At 61.7% G+C, this 19,934-nt stretch carries 18 protein-coding genes; 9 read left to right on the top strand and 9 right to left on the bottom strand.

The annotated features are described in order from the left end of the window. Positions 1-5: 5 nt before the first annotated feature. The 5 genes from gatA to IEX53_RS03975 all read right to left on the bottom strand — a co-directional run bounded on the left by gatA (position 6) and on the right by IEX53_RS03975 (position 3,435). Positions 6-1,487 carry an Asp-tRNA(Asn)/Glu-tRNA(Gln) amidotransferase subunit GatA gene (gene gatA, locus IEX53_RS03995; RefSeq protein WP_188821657.1) on the bottom strand — a complete coding sequence of 494 codons (1,482 nt, stop codon included), beginning with the start codon at positions 1,485-1,487 and terminating at the stop codon, positions 6-8. Positions 1,488-1,499: 12 nt separating this feature from the next. Further along, positions 1,500-1,991, bottom strand: a complete 492-nt coding sequence (locus tag IEX53_RS03990; protein WP_188821655.1) for a GNAT family N-acetyltransferase — start codon at positions 1,989-1,991, stop codon at positions 1,500-1,502. A gap of 6 nt (positions 1,992-1,997) precedes the next feature. Then, on the bottom strand, positions 1,998-2,285 hold the full coding sequence (gene gatC / locus IEX53_RS03985) for an Asp-tRNA(Asn)/Glu-tRNA(Gln) amidotransferase subunit GatC (protein WP_188821652.1): 288 nt from the start codon (positions 2,283-2,285) through the stop codon (positions 1,998-2,000). A 75-nt stretch (positions 2,286-2,360) separates the two neighbouring features. Next, a complete protein-coding gene (locus IEX53_RS03980; protein WP_188821650.1) occupies positions 2,361-2,534 on the bottom strand; it encodes a hypothetical protein in 174 nt (57 codons plus the stop codon). Positions 2,535-2,730: 196 nt separating this feature from the next. Beyond that, complete coding sequence (locus tag IEX53_RS03975) at positions 2,731-3,435, bottom strand: metal-dependent hydrolase (RefSeq protein ID WP_188821648.1); 705 nt, start codon at positions 3,433-3,435, stop codon at positions 2,731-2,733. Positions 3,436-3,529: 94 nt separating this feature from the next. On the opposite strand from IEX53_RS03975, the gene ruvX reads away from it, so the two are divergent. Beyond that, the gene (ruvX, locus tag IEX53_RS03970; RefSeq protein WP_236016016.1) at positions 3,530-4,021 is read left to right on the top strand and encodes a Holliday junction resolvase RuvX; all 492 of its coding nucleotides are present in this window, start codon (positions 3,530-3,532) and stop codon (positions 4,019-4,021) included. Here ruvX and IEX53_RS03965 read toward each other — a convergent pair. Beyond that, positions 4,006-5,634, bottom strand: a complete 1,629-nt coding sequence (locus IEX53_RS03965; RefSeq protein ID WP_188821644.1) for an acyl-CoA dehydrogenase family protein — start codon at positions 5,632-5,634, stop codon at positions 4,006-4,008. The two genes, ruvX and IEX53_RS03965, sit on opposite strands and share 16 nt — an antisense overlap. Before the next feature lie 245 nt (positions 5,635-5,879). Here IEX53_RS03965 and IEX53_RS03960 point away from each other — a divergent pair, with 245 nt between their 5' ends. The 4 genes from IEX53_RS03960 (at position 5,880) to dprA (ending at position 10,368) form a co-directional block, all read left to right on the top strand. Beyond that, positions 5,880-6,851 carry an aspartate carbamoyltransferase catalytic subunit gene (locus IEX53_RS03960; protein WP_188821642.1) on the top strand — a complete coding sequence of 324 codons (972 nt, stop codon included), beginning with the start codon at positions 5,880-5,882 and terminating at the stop codon, positions 6,849-6,851. Then, positions 6,848-8,131 (top strand): dihydroorotase, encoded by a 1,284-nt coding sequence (locus tag IEX53_RS03955; RefSeq protein ID WP_188821641.1) that lies wholly within the window; start codon positions 6,848-6,850, stop codon positions 8,129-8,131. Before IEX53_RS03960 ends, IEX53_RS03955 begins: the two co-directional genes overlap by 4 nt. Before the next feature lie 345 nt (positions 8,132-8,476). Further along, positions 8,477-9,091, top strand: a complete 615-nt coding sequence (gene plsY / locus IEX53_RS03950; protein WP_188821638.1) for a glycerol-3-phosphate 1-O-acyltransferase PlsY — start codon at positions 8,477-8,479, stop codon at positions 9,089-9,091. 110 nt (positions 9,092-9,201) lie between these two features. Continuing rightward, on the top strand, positions 9,202-10,368 hold the full coding sequence (gene dprA / locus IEX53_RS03945) for a DNA-processing protein DprA (protein WP_188821636.1): 1,167 nt from the start codon (positions 9,202-9,204) through the stop codon (positions 10,366-10,368). On the opposite strand, the gene IEX53_RS03940 is transcribed toward dprA, so the two are convergent. Further along, complete coding sequence (locus tag IEX53_RS03940; protein ID WP_188821635.1) at positions 10,345-10,533, bottom strand: hypothetical protein; 189 nt, start codon at positions 10,531-10,533, stop codon at positions 10,345-10,347. The two genes, dprA and IEX53_RS03940, sit on opposite strands and share 24 nt — an antisense overlap. Positions 10,534-10,795: 262 nt before the next feature. Between IEX53_RS03940 and topA the strand changes: the two genes are divergently transcribed. The 4 genes from topA (at position 10,796) to rimO (ending at position 17,898) form a co-directional block, all read left to right on the top strand. Beyond that, positions 10,796-13,423, top strand: coding sequence for a type I DNA topoisomerase (topA, locus tag IEX53_RS03935; RefSeq protein WP_188821633.1), 2,628 nt, complete (start codon positions 10,796-10,798; stop codon positions 13,421-13,423). A 243-nt stretch (positions 13,424-13,666) separates the two neighbouring features. Beyond that, positions 13,667-15,952: a ribonuclease R gene (gene rnr, locus IEX53_RS03930; protein ID WP_236016015.1), complete on the top strand. Its 2,286-nt coding sequence runs from the start codon at positions 13,667-13,669 to the stop codon at positions 15,950-15,952. A gap of 66 nt (positions 15,953-16,018) precedes the next feature. Then, positions 16,019-16,444, top strand: coding sequence for a DUF983 domain-containing protein (locus tag IEX53_RS03925; protein ID WP_188821629.1), 426 nt, complete (start codon positions 16,019-16,021; stop codon positions 16,442-16,444). A gap of 140 nt (positions 16,445-16,584) precedes the next feature. After that, positions 16,585-17,898, top strand: coding sequence for a 30S ribosomal protein S12 methylthiotransferase RimO (gene rimO / locus IEX53_RS03920; RefSeq protein WP_188821627.1), 1,314 nt, complete (start codon positions 16,585-16,587; stop codon positions 17,896-17,898). A gap of 59 nt (positions 17,899-17,957) precedes the next feature. Here rimO and IEX53_RS03915 read toward each other — a convergent pair whose 3' ends face one another. Then, positions 17,958-18,713, bottom strand: a complete 756-nt coding sequence (locus IEX53_RS03915; RefSeq protein WP_188821626.1) for a hypothetical protein — start codon at positions 18,711-18,713, stop codon at positions 17,958-17,960. 218 nt (positions 18,714-18,931) lie between these two features. Further along, positions 18,932-19,819: a hypothetical protein gene (locus IEX53_RS03910; protein WP_188821624.1), complete on the bottom strand. Its 888-nt coding sequence runs from the start codon at positions 19,817-19,819 to the stop codon at positions 18,932-18,934. Positions 19,820-19,934: the final 115 nt, after the last annotated feature.

Below are 19,934 nucleotides of genomic sequence, written 5' to 3'. Positions count from 1 at the left end.
ACGTCTTACCACCAGCGCGGCGCGGTGAAGCGGCCCGCCGCCTGCTCGATGACATGCGCCGCCTGGAACAGCGTTTCCTCGTCGAAAGGCCGGCCAATCAGTTGCAGCCCGAGCGGCAGGCCTTGCGCGCTCAGTCCCGCCGGAACCGCGATGCCCGGCAGGCCGGCCATGTTGACGGTGACGGTGAAGATATCGTTGAGATACATCTTCACCGGGTCCGCCGCGAGGGCCTCGTCGGCAAGGCCGAAGGCGGCGGAAGGCGTGGCAGGCGTCAGAATCGCGTCGACGCCGGCATGGAACACGTCCTCGAAATCCTTCTTGATCAGCGTGCGCACTTTCTGCGCCTTCAGGTAATAGGCGTCGTAATAGCCGGCGGAGAGCACATAGGTGCCGATCATGATGCGGCGCTTGACCTCGCGGCCGAAACCGGCGGCGCGGGTCTGCTCATACATGTCGGTGATGTCCTTGCCCGGCACGCGCAAACCGTAACGCACGCCGTCATAGCGCGCGAGGTTGGACGACGCCTCGGCGGGCGCGACGATGTAATAGGCCGGGAGCGCATATTTGGTGTGCGGCAGCGAGATATCGACGATCTCCGCACCGGCTTCCTTCAGCCAGGCGATGCCCTGCTGCCAGAGCTTCTCGATCTCTTCCGGCATGCCGTCTACGCGGTATTCGCGCGGTATGCCGATCTTCATGCCCTTGACCGACCGGCCGATGGCCGCCTCGTAATCCGGCACGGGCAGATCCACCGAAGTGGTGTCCTTCAGATCGGCCGAGGCCATGGATTTCAGAAGAATGGCGCTGTCGCGCACGTCGCGGGCGATCGGCCCGGCCTGGTCGAGCGACGAGGCGAAGGCGACCGTGCCCCAGCGCGAGACGCGGCCATAGGTGGGCTTGATGCCGACCGTGCCGGTGAACGCCGCGGGCTGGCGAATCGAGCCGCCCGTGTCCGTGGCCGTCGCGCCGGCGCATAGCCACGCGGCGACCGCAACGGCCGAGCCGCCGGACGAGCCGCCCGGCACGAGATCCGCATTTGAGCCCTTTGCTCGCCAAGGGTTTTTGACCGGGCCGTAATAGGACGTCTCGTTGGAGGAGCCCATGGCGAACTCGTCCATATTGAGCTTGCCCAGCATGATAGCGCCATCGGCCCAGAGATTGGCGGTGACGGTCGATTCGTAGCGCGGCTTGAAACCGTCGAGAATGTGCGAGCATGCCTGCGTATGCACGTCTTCGGTGGCGAAGAGGTCCTTGATGCCGAGCGGAATGCCTTCGAGCGGCCCCGCCTCGCCCTTTGCCAGCCGCATGTCGGAGGCTTTCGCCATCTCACGCGCCTTCTCCGGCGTCACCGCGACATAGGCGTTGATCTTGTCATTCGCCGCCTCGATAGCCCCGAGATAGGCCTCGGTCAGTTCCGTTGCGGTGAACTCTTTCGCCTTCAGCTTGTCACGCGCCTCGGCAATGGTGAGTGCGGTCAGATCGGTCATCGTCAAATCCTGTCACTGCGCCTGCGAGACAAGGCGCTTTTCGAAAAATGCACTATATTCGGAGTCCGGATAATCGAGCACGACGCCGCAACGCGTGAAGCCGGAGCGCTCGTAAAGCCGCCAGGCGCCCTCGAAGCCGGGACCGTTTCCCGTTTCAAGCACGAGATGCGAAATGCCCTTCTCCTGCGCAAGCCGCGTAATCGCGTCGAGCAGTGCCGAACCGACCCGGAGACCGCGCACTTCCGGCAGCGTGTACATGCGCTTGACCTCACCGATCGCGTCTCCATGGACCTTGAGCGCGCCGCAGCCGATGGCCCGGCCGCTATCGTCCCGGGCGACGAACACTGTCGTATCGGGTCCCGCCATTTGCTCCACGGTCATCTTGAACTGGAACTCTTCGGGAGAAAGCGGCAGGAGATGCGCGTTGAGCTGTTCGATGAGCATGCGCACATCGTCCTGCAGCGGCGTTTCTATCGCGATGGCAATCGTCGTCGCGCCGGTCATGGCTGCCTACTCCACCACCTTCGGCACGAGGAAGAAGTTCTCTTCCGTGACGGGGGCATTGGCGACGATATCATCAGCCTTGCTGCCATCCGTGACGATATCCTCGCGGGCGCGCAAGGCCATGGGCGTGACCGATGTCATCGGCTCGACACCGCTCACATCCACCTCGTCAAGCTGCTCGACAAAGCCCAATATGGCATTGAGCTCGCCGGTCATGCGCTCTGCGTCCTCGTCGCTGACGGCGATACGCGCCAGATGCGCCACGCGCTTCACCGTTGAAAGATCGACTGACATCCCTGATACCACCTGCTAGCCAAGATATTTCTCGCTCCCGGCTATATCGGGCAGGCGCTCCAAGCGCAATAATGCTTATGGCTGTTTGGGTTCACGACCCGCCGCAAATGCGCGGCGAAACGCATCCTCGCCGCTGCCTTCGGCCAATTCGCCGCGCCGCGCCTGCTCGAATCCCATCATCAACCGTTTACGCAGTTCGCGGAGCTCTGTCTTTTCCCATTCGGTAAGAACGATATTTTGTTGGACCATAGAAGTCTCCCTGAGCCCTTCACCCTCGTGGTTCGAGGCGAATTCCGCTGCGCTCCATTCGCACCTCACCATGAGGGTGAAGGGGCGCCGGCGCTCCCGTAGCCCTCATGGTGAGGTGCTCGTGCACCCTGAGCTTGTCGAAGGGGGAACGAGCCTCGAACCACGAGGGCGCTTGGCGCATTCTATCAAAGATAGCTCAAAACGACAGCGTATCGCCTGCCTTCGGCACTTCCACCTTCGTGCTCACCCCTTCCATGGCGGTGACGAATTTATCCGCTGTCGCGTCGATGATCGGGAAGGAGCCGTAATGGCAGGGCAGGACGGTGGAAAAGTCGAAATAACGCTGGCAGGCGAGCGCGGCCACGGCGCCGCCCATCGTGAAGCGGTCGCCGATGGGGACCAGGCCGATCTGCGGGCGATGAAGCTCGTTGATAAGCTTCATGTCGGAGAAAATATCGGTGTCGCCCATGTGGTAGAGCGTCGGCTCGTTTTCGAAATGGAACACGAGTCCGTTTGCATTGCCGAGCGAATGCGACACACCGTCCTCGGTAATGAAGGCGGAGGAATGAAGCGCGTTGACGAAGGTCAGCGAAAAGCCGTTATGCGAGATCGTGCCGCCGGTATTGCCGGGATCGACCTTCTCGACGCCCTGACGCGCCAGCCAACTGGCGAGATCGGCATTGGCGATGACGGTCGCGTCCGTTTCCTTGGCGAGATCGACGGTATCGCCGATATGGTCGCCATGGCCATGGGTCAGCGCGATATGCGTCACGCCCCTGGCCTCCTCCTTGAGATCGATGCCCTTCGCGCCCGGATTGCCGGTGATGAAAGGATCGATCAGGATCGTGGCGCCGGGGACTTCGACACGGAATGCCGAGTGGCCAAGCCATTTGATTTTCATGGGGTTTCTCCCTTGGGTTAGAGATTTCAATAAGATAAGTATGTCGGCAAAATGCTCCAAGGGTGTGACGATTACAAAACGGAAAGGTGGGATCGTGACGGTTCTGGCTATCGAATCTGTTGAAAAGGCCCTCGAGCCGGGCCAGACCGTTGCCGGACTGGATCTCGGCACGAAGACCATCGGCCTTGCCGTTTCCGACCGGGGCCTTTCCTTTTCCAATCCGCGGCCCGTAATCCGGCGGGTGAAATTCACCATCGACGCGGAGGCGCTGCTGGCGGCGCTGAAAGCCGAAAACGCCGGCGCCGTCATCATCGGGCTCCCCGTCAACATGGACGGCAGCGAGGGCCCGCGCGTCCAGTCCACCCGCGCCTTCGTCCGCAACATGGAGAGGCTGACGGAACTGCCCTTCGTCTATTGGGATGAACGCCTCTCCACGGTCGCGGCGGAGCGGGCGCTGATCGGCATGGACGTCTCGCGCAAGAAACGCGCCGAACGGATCGACTCCGCCGCCGCCGCCTTTATTCTGCAGGGAGCGCTGGACCGGCTTGCTGGGCTAAGGCGTCAAGCCGCCTACACCGTCGGATAAAGCCCATCGAGGATAGCCTTGGCGTTGTGGCGGGCGTCAAGCATGCCGTAGGTGGTGCGCCATTGCCCGGCCAGGCGGGTTTCCACGAAGGCGTCGGCGATTTCCTCCATTCCGAGATGGCGTAGTTCGGCTCCGGCGGCGGCGAGCGCGAGCTGCTCCGTCAGCAGGCGAGTGGCGCCTTCGTCCGAGGTCGTCACGCTCATGGCGGCGCGCAGGACATCGCTGGTGCCCTGCCCGCTGCGGCCCAGTTGCCGGGCGATCCAGGCGAGCACGTCGTCAAACAGCTTCGGTGCGCGCAGCAGCACGCGGCGCACGTCGAGCGCCATGACATTGCCCGAGCCCTCCCAGATGGCGTTAACAGGCGCTTCCCGGTAATAGCGGGCGAGATTACCCTCCTCGATATAGCCATTGCCGCCCAGGGACTCCATTGCCTCATAGAGCAGCGCCGGGGCGATCTTCGCTACCCAATATTTGACCACCGGCGTCATGACGCGGGCGAAGGCCGCCTCGGTGCGGTCGATAGCCGCCATGTCGAAGGCGCGGGCGAGACGGAGCGACAGGGCGGTCGCACCCGCCACGTCGAGCGCCATATCGGCCAGCACCCGCTGCATCAGGGGCTGATCGATGAGCGGCGTGCCGAAGACGTGGCGATGGCGCGCGTGGTGCACGGCTTCCGCCAGCCCCGCCCGCATCAGCCCGGCGGAAGCGATGGCGCAGTCGAGCCGTGTCAGCGTCACCATGTCGATGATCGTCTTGACGCCGTCGCCCGGCTTGCCGACCATCTGGCCCAGCGTTTCCTCGAATTCCACTTCTGAGGACGCATTGGAGCGATTGCCGAGCTTGTCTTTCAAGCGCTGGAAGCGAAGCCCGTTGCTGGTGCCGTCGGGCAGCATGCGCGGCACGAGGAAGCAGGAGAGCCCTTCCGCCGCCTGCCCCAGCACCAAAAAGGCATCCGACATCGGCGCAGAGAGGAACCATTTATGTCCGGTGATGCGGTAGAAGCCGTTGCCTGCCCGGTCGGCCTTGGTGGTATTGGCGCGCACATCCGTGCCGCCCTGCTTCTCGGTCATGCCCATGCCGAGCGTCAGCCCGGTCTTCTTGGCGGGGACGCGCTGGCTTGGGTCATATTTGCGGGTAAGGATGAGCGGCGCCCATTCCTTGTAGAGGTTCGGGCTAGCCATGATGGCGGCGAGCGAGGCGTTGGTCATGGTGACGGGGCAGAGATGGCCGGTTTCAAGCTGCGCTGTCAGATAGAATCGCGCCGCGCGCACCTGATGGCGGCGGCTCGCCTCGCCCTGCCCGTCTTCCCATATGGAAGAATGAAGCCCTTGTGCGATCGAACGGCGCATCAGCGCGTGGTAGGCGGGGTGGTAATCGACCTGATCGAGACGCCTGCCCTGCCGGTCATGGGTCTTCAGCTTGGGCAGTTCGGTATTGGCGAGCCGCGCCAAGTCCTGCGCCTCCGCCGACAGGACGAAGCGGCCCGACTGCTCCAGATCGCTATGCAGCGCCTTCGGGAAGCTGGACGTGATGTGCATGAGCAACGGGTCGCCAAGATAGGCGTTGGTGCCGGTCATCGGCGGCGTCTGGTTGGTGACCTCGTGCGTTTTCAACGGCAGTTCCCATTATCAATTTGGCGGCCCCCTGTCCAAAACGGGGCCGGCAGGCAAAGAATATATGATCTCGTAGCGAGATACCCTAAATTTTTCATTCACCTATATACATTGCTTGCGAGCTGTTCGCATCGGTCCTTCCGGCGGCTGGAACCGCTGCGGAGCATAAATGCGGCGGAAAAAAGCTATGGAGCGGTTCTTCCTATTCCATCGCGGCGAGAACCGCTCTATAGGGGTGTTTTAACATGATATCGAACCCAGCTCTTCCCCTCTACCCTCACCGCCACCTGCTTGGCATCAAGGGCCTTTCGCCGCAGGATATTACCTGCCTTCTCGACCGGGCCGACGAGGCCGTGGCGATTTCCCGCCAGCCGGAGAAGAAAAAGGCCGTGCTTCGCGGGCGGACCCAGATCAATCTCTTCTTCGAATCGTCGACGCGGACGCAATCGTCCTTCGAGCTGGCCGGAAAGCGGCTGGGCGCGGATGTTATGAATATGTCCGTGGGCAATTCCTCGGTGAAGAAGGGCGAAACGCTCATCGACACGGCGATGACGCTCAACGCCATGCGACCGGACATCCTCGTCATCCGCCATGCCTCGGCGGGCGCGGCGGCGCTGCTGGCGCAGAAGGTCGGCTGCTCGGTGGTCAATGCCGGCGACGGCGCGCACGAACATCCGACGCAGGCGCTGCTCGATGCGCTCACCATCCGCCGCGCCAAGGGCCGCATCGCGGGGCTTACCATCGCCATCTGCGGCGACGTGCTGCACTCGCGCGTGGCTAGGTCCAATATCCTGGCGCTCCATGCTTTGGGCGCGCGCCTGCGCGTCGTGGCGCCTTCCACCCTGCTCCCCTCGGGCATCGCGCAGATGGGCGTCGAGGTGTTCAACTCCATGGAAGACGGGTTGAAGGACGCCGACGTCGTCATGATGTTGCGGCTCCAGCGCGAGCGCATGGCCGGTTCCTTCGTGCCTTCGGTGCGCGAATATTTCCATTATTACGGCCTCGACAGCGAGAAATTGAAACATGCGAAGCCCGATGCGCTCGTCATGCATCCCGGCCCGATGAATCGCGGGGTCGAGATCGCGTCCGACATTGCCGACGGCCCGCAAAGCGTGATCCAGCGGCAGGTCGAGATGGGCGTGGCCGTCCGCATGGCTGTCATGGAGGCGTTGCTCGACCCGCGCCGCAACGATGATGAGACGGGGAGCCGGGCATGAACGCGACCGTTTTCGAAAATGCCCGCATCGTCGATCCCTCGCGCGGGCTCGATGAGATCGGCACCGTCATCGTCAAGGATGGCGTCATCCTCGCCGCAGGAGCGGATGCACGCGGCCAGGGCGCGCCTGAAGGGGCGGAACGGATCGACGCCACCGGCAAGACGATTATCCCCGGTCTGGTGGATGCGCGCGTCTTCATCGGCGAACCGGGCGCGGAACACCGCGAAACCATCGCCTCGGCGAGCCGGGCGGCGGCGGCGGGCGGCGTCACGTCGATCATCATGATGCCGGACACCGATCCGGTGATCGATTCGGTCGCGCTGGTCGAATTCGTCAAGCGCACCGCCCGCGATACGGCCATCGTCAATGTCCATCCGGCTGCGGCGATCACCAAGGGCCTTCACGGCGAAGAGATGACCGAGTTCGGCCTTCTCAGGCAGGCGGGCGCGGTCGCGATCACCGAGGGCCGCAAAAGCATCGCCAATACGCTGCTGATGCGCCGCGCCATGACCTACGCGCGCGACTTCGGCATGGTTGTGGCTCACGAGACCCACGACCCTTACCTCTCCAACGGCGTGATGAATGAGGGGCTGTTCGCCAGTTGGCTTGGGCTGCCCGGCATTCCGCGCGAGGCGGAAGTCATCCCGCTCGAGCGCGATTTGCGGCTGGCCGCGCTGACACGCAGCAAATACCACGCCGCGCAGATTTCCACGGCCATGTCGGCGGAGGCGGTGCTGCGCGCCAAGGATCAGGGCCTGACGGTGACGGCGGGCATTTCCATCAACCATCTCTCGCTCAACGAGAATGATGTCGGCGAATTCCGCACCTTCTACCGGCTTTCGCCGCCCTTGCGGACGGAAGAAGACCGGCTGGCCATGGTGGAGGCGGTGCGCGCGGGCGTGATCGATCTCGTCGCTTCCGCGCATAATCCGCAGGACGTGGACACGAAGCGCCTGCCCTTCGCCGACGCGGCGGCGGGGGCCATCGGGCTTGAAACGCTGCTGGCGGCGGCGCTGCGGCTCTATCATGACGGCAGCCTGCCGCTCATTCGAATCATCGAGGTGCTCTCCACCGCTCCGGCGCGGATATTCGGCCTCGATGCGGGAACGCTGAAGCCCGGCGCGCCGGCGGATCTGGCCGTTGTCGATCTCGATGAGCCGTGGATTGTGCAGGAAAAAGACCTGCTTTCACGCTCCAAGAACAGCTGTTTCGAGGGCGCACGCTTCCAAGGGCGCGTTTTGCAGGCTATGGTCGCGGGGAAAATGGTGTTCAACCTTTAAAGCGGCTGACGTTGAAATGGAAACGCTGGTTCTAGGCGCCCCCCTCTGGCCTGCCGGACATCTTCCCCTCCCGCCGTCCTCCTCGGGCTTGACCCGAGGATCCACGGCCAGGGGGCATGGGCTTTTCCACCCTTACGACGCGTTCCAGAAAGCAAGAACAGTATCTCGTTCGGCAGTTTCTGATCCTGTTGTGAATGACAATACCATCTCCGCCTCCGTGGCGTGGATCCTCGGGTCAAGCCCGAGGATGACGAGGGAGAAGGGGGAGATGTCCGGCGGGACAAAGGGGGGTATTGTCCCGCCGATGCCCCCAACATTTCGCTTCCACAGCCCGGAGAACGGCGTATGCCCGATTCGATCATGATTCAGGCAGATCTTCTTGTTCTGCTGGCAGCCCTCCTCTTCGGCTATCTGCTTGGGTCGATTCCCTTCGGCCTGATTCTGACCCGGCTTGCCGGGCTGGGCGATGTGCGCTCCATCGGCTCGGGCAATATCGGCGCAACGAATGTGCTACGGACGGGCAACAGGAAGCTTGCCGCTGCGACTCTCATCCTCGACGCGCTGAAAGGCACGGTCGCTGTGCTGATCGCGTGGCACTGGGGGCTGGAAGCGGCGCTTGCAGCCGGTTTCGGCGCGTTTCTCGGCCATATTTTCCCAGTGTGGCTGGGCTTCAAGGGCGGCAAAGGCGTTGCAACCTATCTGGGCGTGCTGATCGGCCTTACCTGGAAGGGCGCGCTGATCTTTGCTGCGGTCTGGCTTATCGTGGCTTTTCTCACCCGTTATTCTTCGCTCTCCGCCCTCGTGGCTGCGGTGGTTGTGCCCATTACGCTCTATTTCATGGGCCTGCGTGATACCGCGCTGCTCCTCGCGCTCATGAGCGTCATCATCTTCATCAAGCACCGGGCCAATATCTCCCGCCTACTCAACGGCACCGAGGGAAAGATCGGGGCCAAGAGATGACCCGTCAGGCAAATTCATCGAAGCATCATCCCGAACCGAAGGTCAGCGACAGCAAAAAGTTGCAGACTTTTCGGGCGAGATCATGCCGGTAAATAAGGATCTCGAGCAGGATGCCCGCTTCGACTCATTCGCATCCTGCTCACGGCATTCGCCTCTCCCGCCGGCAGCGGCTCAACTGGCTGCGCCTGATCCGCAGCGAAAATGTCGGCCCCGTTACTTTCCGCGATCTCATCTCCCATTTCGGCTCCGCCAGCGATGCGCTGGAGATGCTGCCCGAGCTCATGTATCGCGGCGGCGGCAAGAAGCCCATTCGCGTCGTGACCATGGAGGAAGCCGAGCGGGAACTGGAGCAGATCGAACGCATGGGCGCGCAGCTCATCGGCATGGGCGAGCCGGAATATCCGCCCTATCTGCGCCATTACGAGGCCTCTCCGCCTATGCTAATCGTCAAGGGCGATACGCGCGTATTCGGCGCACCACCTGTCGCGATCGTCGGCGCGCGCAACTCCTCGCTCGCGGGCAACCGGTTCACCCAGCGGCTGGTGCAGGAACTGGGCGCGGTGGGTTTCGCCATCGTGTCGGGTCTGGCGCGCGGCATCGATGCCGCCGCCCATGAAGCGAGCCTCGAAACCGGCACCATCGCCGTGCTCGCGGGCGGGCTCGACAAGCCCTACCCGCCCGAGAACATGCATCTCTACAAGACCATTCCTGCCGGGAACGGCGCGCTCGTCACCGAAATGCCCATGGGATGGGAGCCGCGTGCCCGCGACTTTCCCCGACGCAACCGCATCATCGCCGGCATTTCGCTGGGCCTCGTCGTCATCGAAGCCGCCGACCGCTCCGGCTCGCTCATCAGCGCCCGGCTGGCGGGTGAAATGGGGCGGCTGCTCTTCGCCGTCCCCGGCTCGCCGCTCGACCCGCGCTCGGCGGGCACGAACAAGCTGATCAAGAACGGAGCCATTCTCGTGACCGATGCCAATGATGTTATCGACGCGCTGACGCCGCTCATCGGCAAGGAGCCGGTACAGGGCGAATTGCCGCTGCGCGACCCAGGCGAACGGCTCGATGAGGCGCCGAACGGGCCCTTGCCGCTTCTCACCGACGACGAGCGGGAGCGCCTGATCGAGGCCCTGAGTCCGACGCCGACGGATGTGGACGATCTGATCCGCCACACCCGCCTGCATCCGTCACAGGTGTTCCTCGTCCTGCTCGAACTCGATCTGGCAGGACGCCTCAGCCGTCATTCCGGCGGGTCAGTCTCTCTCCTCCCCGCCTGACTCCTGCTGCTCGCGCCACAGAGCCTCCTCGCTCTCGATGACAGCCATGCCGATAAAATAGGCCAGCATCGGGAAATTGGCGTTGTGCGCCATTCCGTGCAGTTCTTCGAGCAGCTGGTGGATATAAGAAAGGGTTTCAGTACGTGCTACAGTTTGGTTGTTCATGATGGACCTGAAAATTTTTGATCGACAAAGGATGGATTTCGATATGCTAATAATCGGGTCGAATGCGTATGGTTTATCAATAGATCATTTCATGTTAATACTATCGCCGATTTTAAAATAATATGAAGCAACCAGTGATTGCAATCGATGGAAAATTATCACCCAGCCCTTGACCAAACGGATGGGGCTGTTCATTTGGGAAAGCGAATTTTACCTCGCCCGGCGAATTTGTGTAGAGGCGGGGCCAGTTTAGAGACAATTTATGAACGTCGTCGTCGTGGAATCGCCTGCCAAGGCCAAAACAATCAATAAATATCTGGGTTCCGGCTATACGGTCCTGGCCTCGTTCGGCCATGTCCGCGACCTGCCTGCCAAGGATGGCTCCGTGCGCCCGGACGAAGACTTCGCCATGTCCTGGGAGGTTGACGGCCCCGCCGCCAAGCGCTTGAACGATATCGCCAAGGCGGTGAAGGAGAGCGACGGCCTGATTCTCGCAACTGACCCGGATCGCGAGGGAGAAGCAATTTCCTGGCATATCCTCGAGGTGCTGCGGCAGAAGAAGGCACTTGGCTCGAAATCGGTCAAGCGCGTGGCCTTCAACGCCATCACCAAGAAATCCGTGCTCGACGCGATGGCCAGCCCCCGCGAGATAGACATGCCGTTGGTGGATGCCTATCTCGCCCGCCGCGCCCTCGATTATCTCGTCGGCTTCAACCTTTCGCCCGTGCTCTGGCGCAAGCTGCCCGGCGCGCGTTCGGCGGGCCGGGTCCAGTCGGTGGCGCTGCGCATCATCTGCGAGCGCGAGGAGGAGATCGAGTGCTTCATCCGCGAGGAATACTGGAACATCGCCGCAATCCTGAAGACGCCGCGCGATGATTCGTTCGAGGCGCGCCTCACCGTCTTCAACGGCAAGAAGCTCGGCAAGCTCGATATCAAGAATGCCGAACAGGCCAATGCCATCAAGGCGATGCTGAACGGCGCGACATTCCGGGCCTTGTCCGTCGAGGCGAAGCCGACGAAGCGCAATCCCGGCCCTCCCTTCACCACATCGACACTGCAGCAGGCGGCTTCCGCCAAGCTCGGCTTCTCCTCCGACCGCACGATGAAGATCGCCCAGCGGCTCTATGAGGGCATCGATATCGGCGGTGAGACGGCCGGTCTCATCACCTATATGCGTACAGACGGCGTGCAGATGGACCCGGACGCCATCCAGGCAGCGCGGCGCGCCATAGGCAGCGGCTTCGGCGAAAAATATGTGCCGGAGAAGCCGCGCTATTATTCGACCAAGGCCAAGAACGCGCAGGAAGCGCACGAAGCGATCCGCCCGACCGACTTCGCCCGCCATCCGAAGGAGATGCGCCGCTATCTCGACGACGACCAGGCGAAGCTCTATGAGCTGATCTGGAAGCGCGCCATCGCCAGCCAGATGCAGTCCGCCGATATCGAGCGCACGACGGTGGAGATCGAGGCGGCGAATGGCGGCGAGATGGCGCAGCTTCGCGCCACCGGCTCCGTCATCCGCTTCGACGGCTTCATCGCCGCCTATACCGAGCATCGCGAGGAAGAGGAAGACGACGAGGACGGCGGCCGCCTGCCGGAGATCCGCGCGGACGAAGCGCTGGCGCGCGAGACCATCAACGCCACGCAGCATTCGACCGAGCCGCCGCCGCGCTATTCCGAGGCGACCCTCGTTAAAAAGATGGAAGAGATCGGCATCGGCCGGCCCTCCACCTATGCGGCGACGATCAGCACCCTGCGCGACCGCGAATATGTGACCATCGACAAGCGCAAGCTCATTCCGGAAGCCAAGGGCCGGCTGGTAACGGCCTTCCTCGAAAGCTTCTTCGAGCGCTATGTGGAATATGATTTCACGGCGGACCTGGAGGAAAAGCTCGACCTCATCTCCGACGGAAAGCTCCGCTGGAAGGACGTGCTGCGCGATTTCTGGACGAATTTTTCCGCCGCCGTCGGCAACACCAAGGAATTGCGCGTCACCGAGGTGCTGGATGCGCTGAACGAGGAACTCAGCCCCCTCGTCTTCCCCGCGCGCGAGGATGGCGGCAATCCGCGCAGCTGCCCCACTTGCGGCACGGGCACCTTGTCCCTGAAGCTCGGCAAGTTCGGCGCCTTTGTCGGCTGCTCGAACTATCCGGAGTGCAAATTCACCCGCCAGCTCGGCGGCGAGGCCAATGGCGACGCCGGGGCCATGGGCGGCGACGAGCCGAAATCGCTGGGGAACGACCCTTCTACGGGCGAGGAGATCACCGCCCGCACTGGCCGGTTCGGTCCCTACCTCCAGCGCGGCGAAGGCAAGGACGCCAAGCGCGCTAGCCTGCCGAAAGGCTGGACCATGGACACGATAGACCATGAGAAGGCCGTGGCGCTGCTGTCGCTGCCGCGCGACATCGGCCAGCATCCCGAAACCGGCAAGATGATCTCCGCCGGCATCGGGCGCTATGGGCCTTACGTGACGCATGACGGCACTTACGCTAACGTCGAGAACATCGAGGAAGTGTTCTCCATCGGCATCAACCGCGCCGTCACCGTGCTCGCCGACAAGCAGGCGAAAGGCGGAGGACGCGGCCGCTCCACGCCTGCCGCGCTGGCGACGCTGGGCGACCACCCCGATGGCGGGGCGATCACCGTCCGCGACGGACGCTACGGGCCTTATGTCAACTGGGGCAAGGTCAATGCCACCCTGCCGAAGGGCAAGGACCCTGCAACCGTAACGCTGGAAGAAGCGTTGGTGCTGATTGCGGAGAAGGGCGGCGCTTCGGCCAAGAAGCCAGCCCGGGCCAAAGCCGCGCCCAAGGCCAAGACGGCGGCAAAGGCCCCTGCCCGCAAGGCCACTGCCCCGAAGACAGCGAAGAAAACAGCAAAAGCCGAGTAAGAACGACCCTCTTTTAATGAATCAGCGCCCCGTCCAGCCAATCACCCCCCTCTGCCCTGCCGGGCATCTCCCCCACAAGGGGGGAGAATGGCCTTCATTTGGGACGGCTCCTGAACCTGTAACGCTGACTATCGGCGAAAGCGGAACCCACATCCAATCTCCCCCCTTGTGGGGGAGATGTCCGGCAGGACACAGGGGGGTGTCACTGGCACTCCATATAAAGAAGGAAAGGTTGTAGGCGACTTGGCGCGGCGGATTTCAAAACCTTCAAAACCGGAGCGGGCAGCAAACCCCGCGCATCTTCCCACGCGCGAGGACATCCTGACCTTCATCAATGAAAACCCTGACAAGGCGGGCAAGCGCGATATCGCCAAGGCCTTCAACCTGAAAGGCGATGCGCGGGTTTACCTCAAGGACCTGCTGCGCGACCTCGCCGACGAAGGGCTCATCGAGAAGCGCGCCAAGCGTCTGACGGCCAAGGGCGCCTTGCCGCATGTCGCCGTGCTCGACATTACGGCGCGCGACAAGGATGGCGGCCTGATCGCCAGGCCGGCGGAGTGGACAGGCCCGGAAGACACCGCGCCGCAAGTGCTGATCCGGCTTTCGCGGGGCGACAAGGGCCCTGCTCCCGGCGTGGGCGACCGCGTTCTGGCCAAGACATTTCCGACCACCGAGCGGACGGGCCCCGCCTACACCGCCCGCATCATCAAGCGGCTTGAGCATCGCCGCGCCGCCGCGCTGGGCGTGCTACGCCAGATTCGCGACGGCGAATGGCGTCTCGAGCCGGTGGACCGCCGCCAGCCGGAATTGATCGTCGACGCCAATGGGCTGAACGGCGCAAAACCCGGCGACCTGGTCGAGGTGGATATCAGCCGTACCGGACGGTACGGCTCGCCCTCGGCCCAGGTGCGTGCAGTTGTCGGCTCGGTCGATAGCGAAAAGGCGCTGTCGATGATCGCCATCCACGCCCATGAGATACCGCATGTGTTTCCGCAAGCGGTGCTCAAGGAGGCGGAGGAGGCCAGACCTGCGACGATGGATTATCGCGAGGACTGGCGCGCCTTGCCCCTCGTCACCATCGATCCCGCCGATGCCAAGGATCATGACGACGCGGTGTTCGCCGAGCCGGACCCCGACCCCGCCAATCCCGGCGGCCATGTCGTCACGGTGGCGATTGCCGATGTCGCGGCCTATGTGCAGCCGGGTTCGGCGCTCGATCGCGAGGCGCTGAAGCGCGGCAATTCGGTCTATTTCCCCGACCGGGTGGTGCCGATGCTGCCGGAGCGGATCTCCAACGATCTCTGCTCGCTGAAAGAGGGCGTGGACCGCCCTGCCCTCGCTGTCCGCATGGTCTTCACCGCCGATGGCCGCAAGCGTTCGCATGGCTTCCACCGGATCATGATGCGCTCCGCCGCCCGCCTAGCCTACACACAGGCACAGGCGGCCATGGACGGCGCGCCGGATGAGAAGACCGGCCCGATATCGGATACGGTGCTGAAGCCGCTCTGGGACGCCTATGCGGCCCTCAAACGCGGGCGCGATGCGCGCGAGCCGCTGGAGCTCGACCTGCCGGAGAAGAAAATCCTCCTGACCCCCGAGGGCAAGGTGGACAAGGTCATCATCCCGCCCCGGCTCGATGCGCACAAGCTCATCGAAGAGTTCATGATCCAGGCCAATGTCGCCGCAGCCGAAACGCTGGAAAAGCAGCGGCAGAAGCTGATCTACCGCATCCACGACGCGCCCTCGATGGCCAAGCAGGAAAGTTTGCGCGAGTTCCTGCGCACGCTCGACATGAGCCTTGCCAAGGGCGCGCAATTGAAGCCCGGCCAGTTCAACCAGATTCTGAAGCGCGTCGAGGGCAGCGCGAATGAAGAGCTGGTCAATCAGGTGGTGCTGCGCTCTCAGTCGCAAGCCGAGTATAACCCTGACAATATCGGCCATTTCGGCTTGAACCTCATGCGCTATGCGCATTTCACCTCGCCGATTCGCCGCTATGCGGACCTCATCGTCCACCGTGCGCTGATCCGGGCGCTCGACCTCGGCCCCGGCGGCCTGACCACGGACGAGGAAGCGCATCTCGACGAGATTGCAGCGCTCATTTCCGCCACCGAGCGCCGCGCCATGGCCGCGGAGCGCGACACTATCGACCGGCTGATTGCGCATCATCTGGCCGGACAGGTCGGCAACGAATTTCAGGGCCGGATTTCCGGCGTCACCAAGGCCGGGCTCTTCGTCCAGCTTGCGACATATGGCGCAGATGGCTTCATCCCCATTTCAACGCTGGGGCATGAGTACTATCTTTACGATGAGGCGAACCACGCCATTGTCGGTGAACGCAGCGGCAAGGGGTTTCGCCTCGGAGACATCGTCGATATCAGGCTGGTCGAGGCGCTTCCCATCGCGGGCGCGCTCCGGTTCGAAATGGTTTCCGAGCCGCACCCCATGCCCGCCTCGATGCGCTCGCACCATAAATCGAGCCGCGCCATGCGTGGCCGCCGGGGAAAACCGTCAGGTATTCGCCGGGCATGATCCCGAAAAGTTGCAGACTTTTCGGATAAGATCATGCAATAAAAAGCCCAAGCGGAGAGGACGCTCATGACCCAGTCAATCGATAATCCGCAGATATTCGGCGGCGCTCAGGCTATTGCCCGCACGCCTCGCCCGCTCATGCAGGCCATGTGGCGCGGCTTTTGCGGACGTTGCCCGCATTGCGGCGAAGGCAAGCTGTTCCGCGCCTTCGTCAAGCCGGTGGATGCCTGCGCGGCTTGCGGCGAGGAATATCACCACCAGCGCGCCGACGACCTTCCCGCTTATCTGACGATCTTCGTCGTCGGCCATCTGGTGGTCGCGGGTTTCATGGGCGTCGAGACCGCATTCACCCTGCCGCTGTGGGGGCATATGGCGATCTGGGGACCGCTGACGGTGCTGCTGTCGCTGCTGCTGCTGCAACCGCTCAAGGGCGCCACCATCGGGCTGCAATGGGCCAATTACATGCATGGGTTCGGTGGGAATGAGGAGTAGGCTTTAGAAGCAAATGTTGGCGCTCCGCGCCAACGGCTCCTATATTCCTCCTCCTCTCTAACTGTTGCAGCCCCCAGGCATTTACGAAACAGCCCTGTTTATGCTAATGCGCGCCGTTTTCAGAAATCAGGATCCCGTTCATGAACGCTCCGCGCGTCAGCTTCGTCTCTCTCGGCTGCCCGAAAGCACTGGTCGATTCCGAACGCATCATCACCAGCCTCCGCTCGGAAGGCTATGAGATTTCGCGCAAGCACGATGGCGCGGATCTGGTGATCGTCAACACATGCGGCTTTCTCGATTCGGCGCGCGACGAGTCGCTCCAGGCCATCGGGCAGGCGCTCAATGAGAACGGCAAGGTCATCGTCACTGGCTGTCTCGGCGCAGAGCCCGAAGTGATCCGGCAGAAGCACCCCAATGTGCTCGCCATCACCGGGCCGCAGGCCTATGAGAGCGTCATGGCTGCGGTGCATGAGGCCGCCCCGCCCACGAATGATCCATTCGTCGATCTGGTGCCGCCGCAGGGCGTCAAGCTGACGCCGCGCCATTACGCTTATTTGAAAATCTCCGAAGGCTGCTCCAATCGCTGCTCCTTCTGCATCATTCCGGCGCTGCGCGGCGATCTGGTTTCCCGCCCCGCCGCGGACGTACTGCGCGAGGCCGAGCGGCTGGTGAAGGCGGGCGTCAAGGAAATTCTCGTCATCTCGCAGGATACCAGCGCCTATGGCGTCGATATCAAATATCAGGAAAGCGTCTGGCAGGACCGGCAGGTGCGCGCCAAGTTCATCGATCTGGCGCGGGAACTGGGCGAAATGGGCGCATGGGTGCGCATGCATTATGTCTACCCCTACCCGCATGTGGATGAAGTCATTCCGCTGATGGCGGAAGGCAAGATCCTGCCCTATCTCGACATTCCCTTCCAGCACGCCTCCCCTTCGGTGCTGAAATCCATGCGCCGTCCGGCGCATCAGGAAAAGACCTCGCGCCGCATCCAGCAATGGCGCGAGACCTGCCCGGACCTCGCCGTCCGCTCCACCTTCATCGTCGGCTTTCCCGGCGAGACGGAGGAGGATTTCGAAATGCTGCTCGACTGGCTGGACGAAGCCAAGATCGACCGCGCCGGCTGCTTCAAATATGAGCCGGTGAAGGGCGCGAAGGCGAATGATCTCGGCCTCGACATGGTGCCGGAAGAGGTGAAGGAAGCGCGCTGGCATCGGTTCATGGCCAAGCAGCAGCAGATTTCCGCCAATCTTTTGAAGAAAAAGGTCGGCAAGCGCCTGTCCGTCATCATCGACGAGGCGAACGGCACTGTCGCCAAGGGCCGCACCCGCTACGACGCGCCCGAAATCGACGGCGCGGTGCATATCCAGTCGCGCCGGCCGCTACGGGTGGGTGATATCGTGACGGTGAAAATCGAGGCGAGCGACGCTTATGATCTGCATGGGATGGCGGTGTGACAGGAATGTTTAATTGAACGGTTCCATTATGACGTGGACCCGCAGCCGTTCGCGCGTCCTCAGGCGGCATTACAATAAGCGACATAAATGACGCCATCCACCTCGGCGACCCCAACGGAAGTTCCTGGCGCGCGCTGGGGGCCATTTATAATTGTGGGAGATGTCCATTTGGTCGGATCGTTCGTGGTGTTTATCGAGTAAAAAAGATGCGAGCCTTCGCCGCCAAAAACGCAAATCAGCGCATCCAGGACGGGCGAATAGACTAAAGCCGATCCGCTATCGGTCGATGCGAAGTTTATATAGTCATTGTTGATGTAATTTGGCCAATTCAGACCGTCGCTGCTTATAATATTTGTGATATTATAAGAACCAGCAGCCTCCCAGAGATTAACGGACCAAAATTTTTCGTTAAATACAGCTAACGTCGATGAAGAATCTGAGCTTCCGAAACTAGAGGGGCCAGACCATTTTGCACCATCATTCGACACGAGAGACACTGCATACCCCCCTGCCGCGTAAGAACAACACAACTTATCCGTATTGCTGTTGCGAAGTACAGCCAAGCCCGGACCGTTAACCGCTCCATAAGTAAAGTCGCTGACATTCGAGATAGGTGTCGCTTGCCCCCAGGTACTACCGTCGGTGGATGTGATTGCATACAAAGTCTGATCTGCGCGTTGATAAACGCAATAAAGGTCATTCTTAAACGCAGCAAGCCCTACCCTGTCGGTGGAGGCGTCGTTCGTAACCGGTCCCGATTTCTGCCAGTCGGAATTAAAGTACGCATACCGAAGGGAATTGGTCGCAGGATCCATGTAGACACACCACAGCTTGCCATTATCGTAACCGTTGAAAGCAGCCAGGGCCGGCGGCGTCGTGCTCTGGAGGTTCAAAAGTGGTATTGGCGGACTCCACCCTCTGGTATCCAGGGAATCGGTGAACGCAGCGGTCCAGTAGAGGTTGTAATGGTCATTAAAAAATCTCCCTTGAGCAAAATATATCAATCAATGCATGGATAGCCGTTCGCGCACCCTCAGTTGGAGTTGCAGTAGGCGATGTAAATAACGCCATCCACCTCGGCGACCCCCACGGACGTGCCCGGCGCCCGCGATGGGCCGAGAATAACTGTTGGAGACGACCATTTGTTCGGATCGCCCGTGGTGTTGATCGAATAAAAAAAGTACGAGCCTTGGCTGCCATAAACGCAAATCAACGCGTCCAGACTGGGCGAATAGGCGAGTGTCGGTGAGACATCGGTGGAAGCATAGTTTATCGCAATTCCATTCGGCCAGGATAGCCCATCGCCGCTTCCGGCGGATGTCATATCGCCATTCACCAACCAAAACTGTTCCTTGAATGCAGCCAATCCTGGTGAAAAGGGCGCGCCCCCGAATCCGCTATACGGGCCAGACCAATGCACACCGTCGTTCGACGCGATCGATGTGCCCGTCGTCCCTCCTACCGAGTAAGCACAACACAGCGTACTTGGACTATTGTTGTCGAGTGCGGCCACACCCGGACCGAAAGCCGGACTCAAATTACCACTAGCGTTTGCGACATGCGCGCTTTGCCCCCAGCCATTACCGTCGGTGGACATGACCGTATACAGGGTATTGTCAGGGCGTCGATAAGCACAGTATAGGTTATTCTCAAATACAGCGAGCCCTACCCTATCGGTCGTCGCATCGTTGATGATCGGTCCGGAGTTCTTCCAGTCGGTGTTAAAATAGACATACCGGAGAGAATTGGTCGTAGGGTCCATGTAGACGCACCACAACTTGCCATTATCGTAGCCGTTGAAAGCAGCCAGGGCCGGCGGCGTCGTGCTCTGAAGGTTCAAAAGCGGTTTTGGCGGCGACCACCCTCTGGTCTGCAGGGAATTTGTGAATGCTGCGGTCCAATAGAGGTTGTAAGCGGTCATTAAAAATTTCCTATTTTAGCAATCGGGAAAATGGATACTGCAATTCCTTATCGCACAACTCAAGATAATGACAGTGAATATCACAACTGATGGTAGATTGCAACGCCGTGGCGAT

This window comes from Paramesorhizobium endophyticum, from assembly GCF_014640615.1.
GTDB lineage: Bacteria > Pseudomonadota > Alphaproteobacteria > Rhizobiales > Rhizobiaceae > Paramesorhizobium > Paramesorhizobium endophyticum.
The sequence above is the reverse complement of the archived record's forward strand: the minus strand, read 5'-3'. Positions and strand labels throughout refer to the sequence as shown.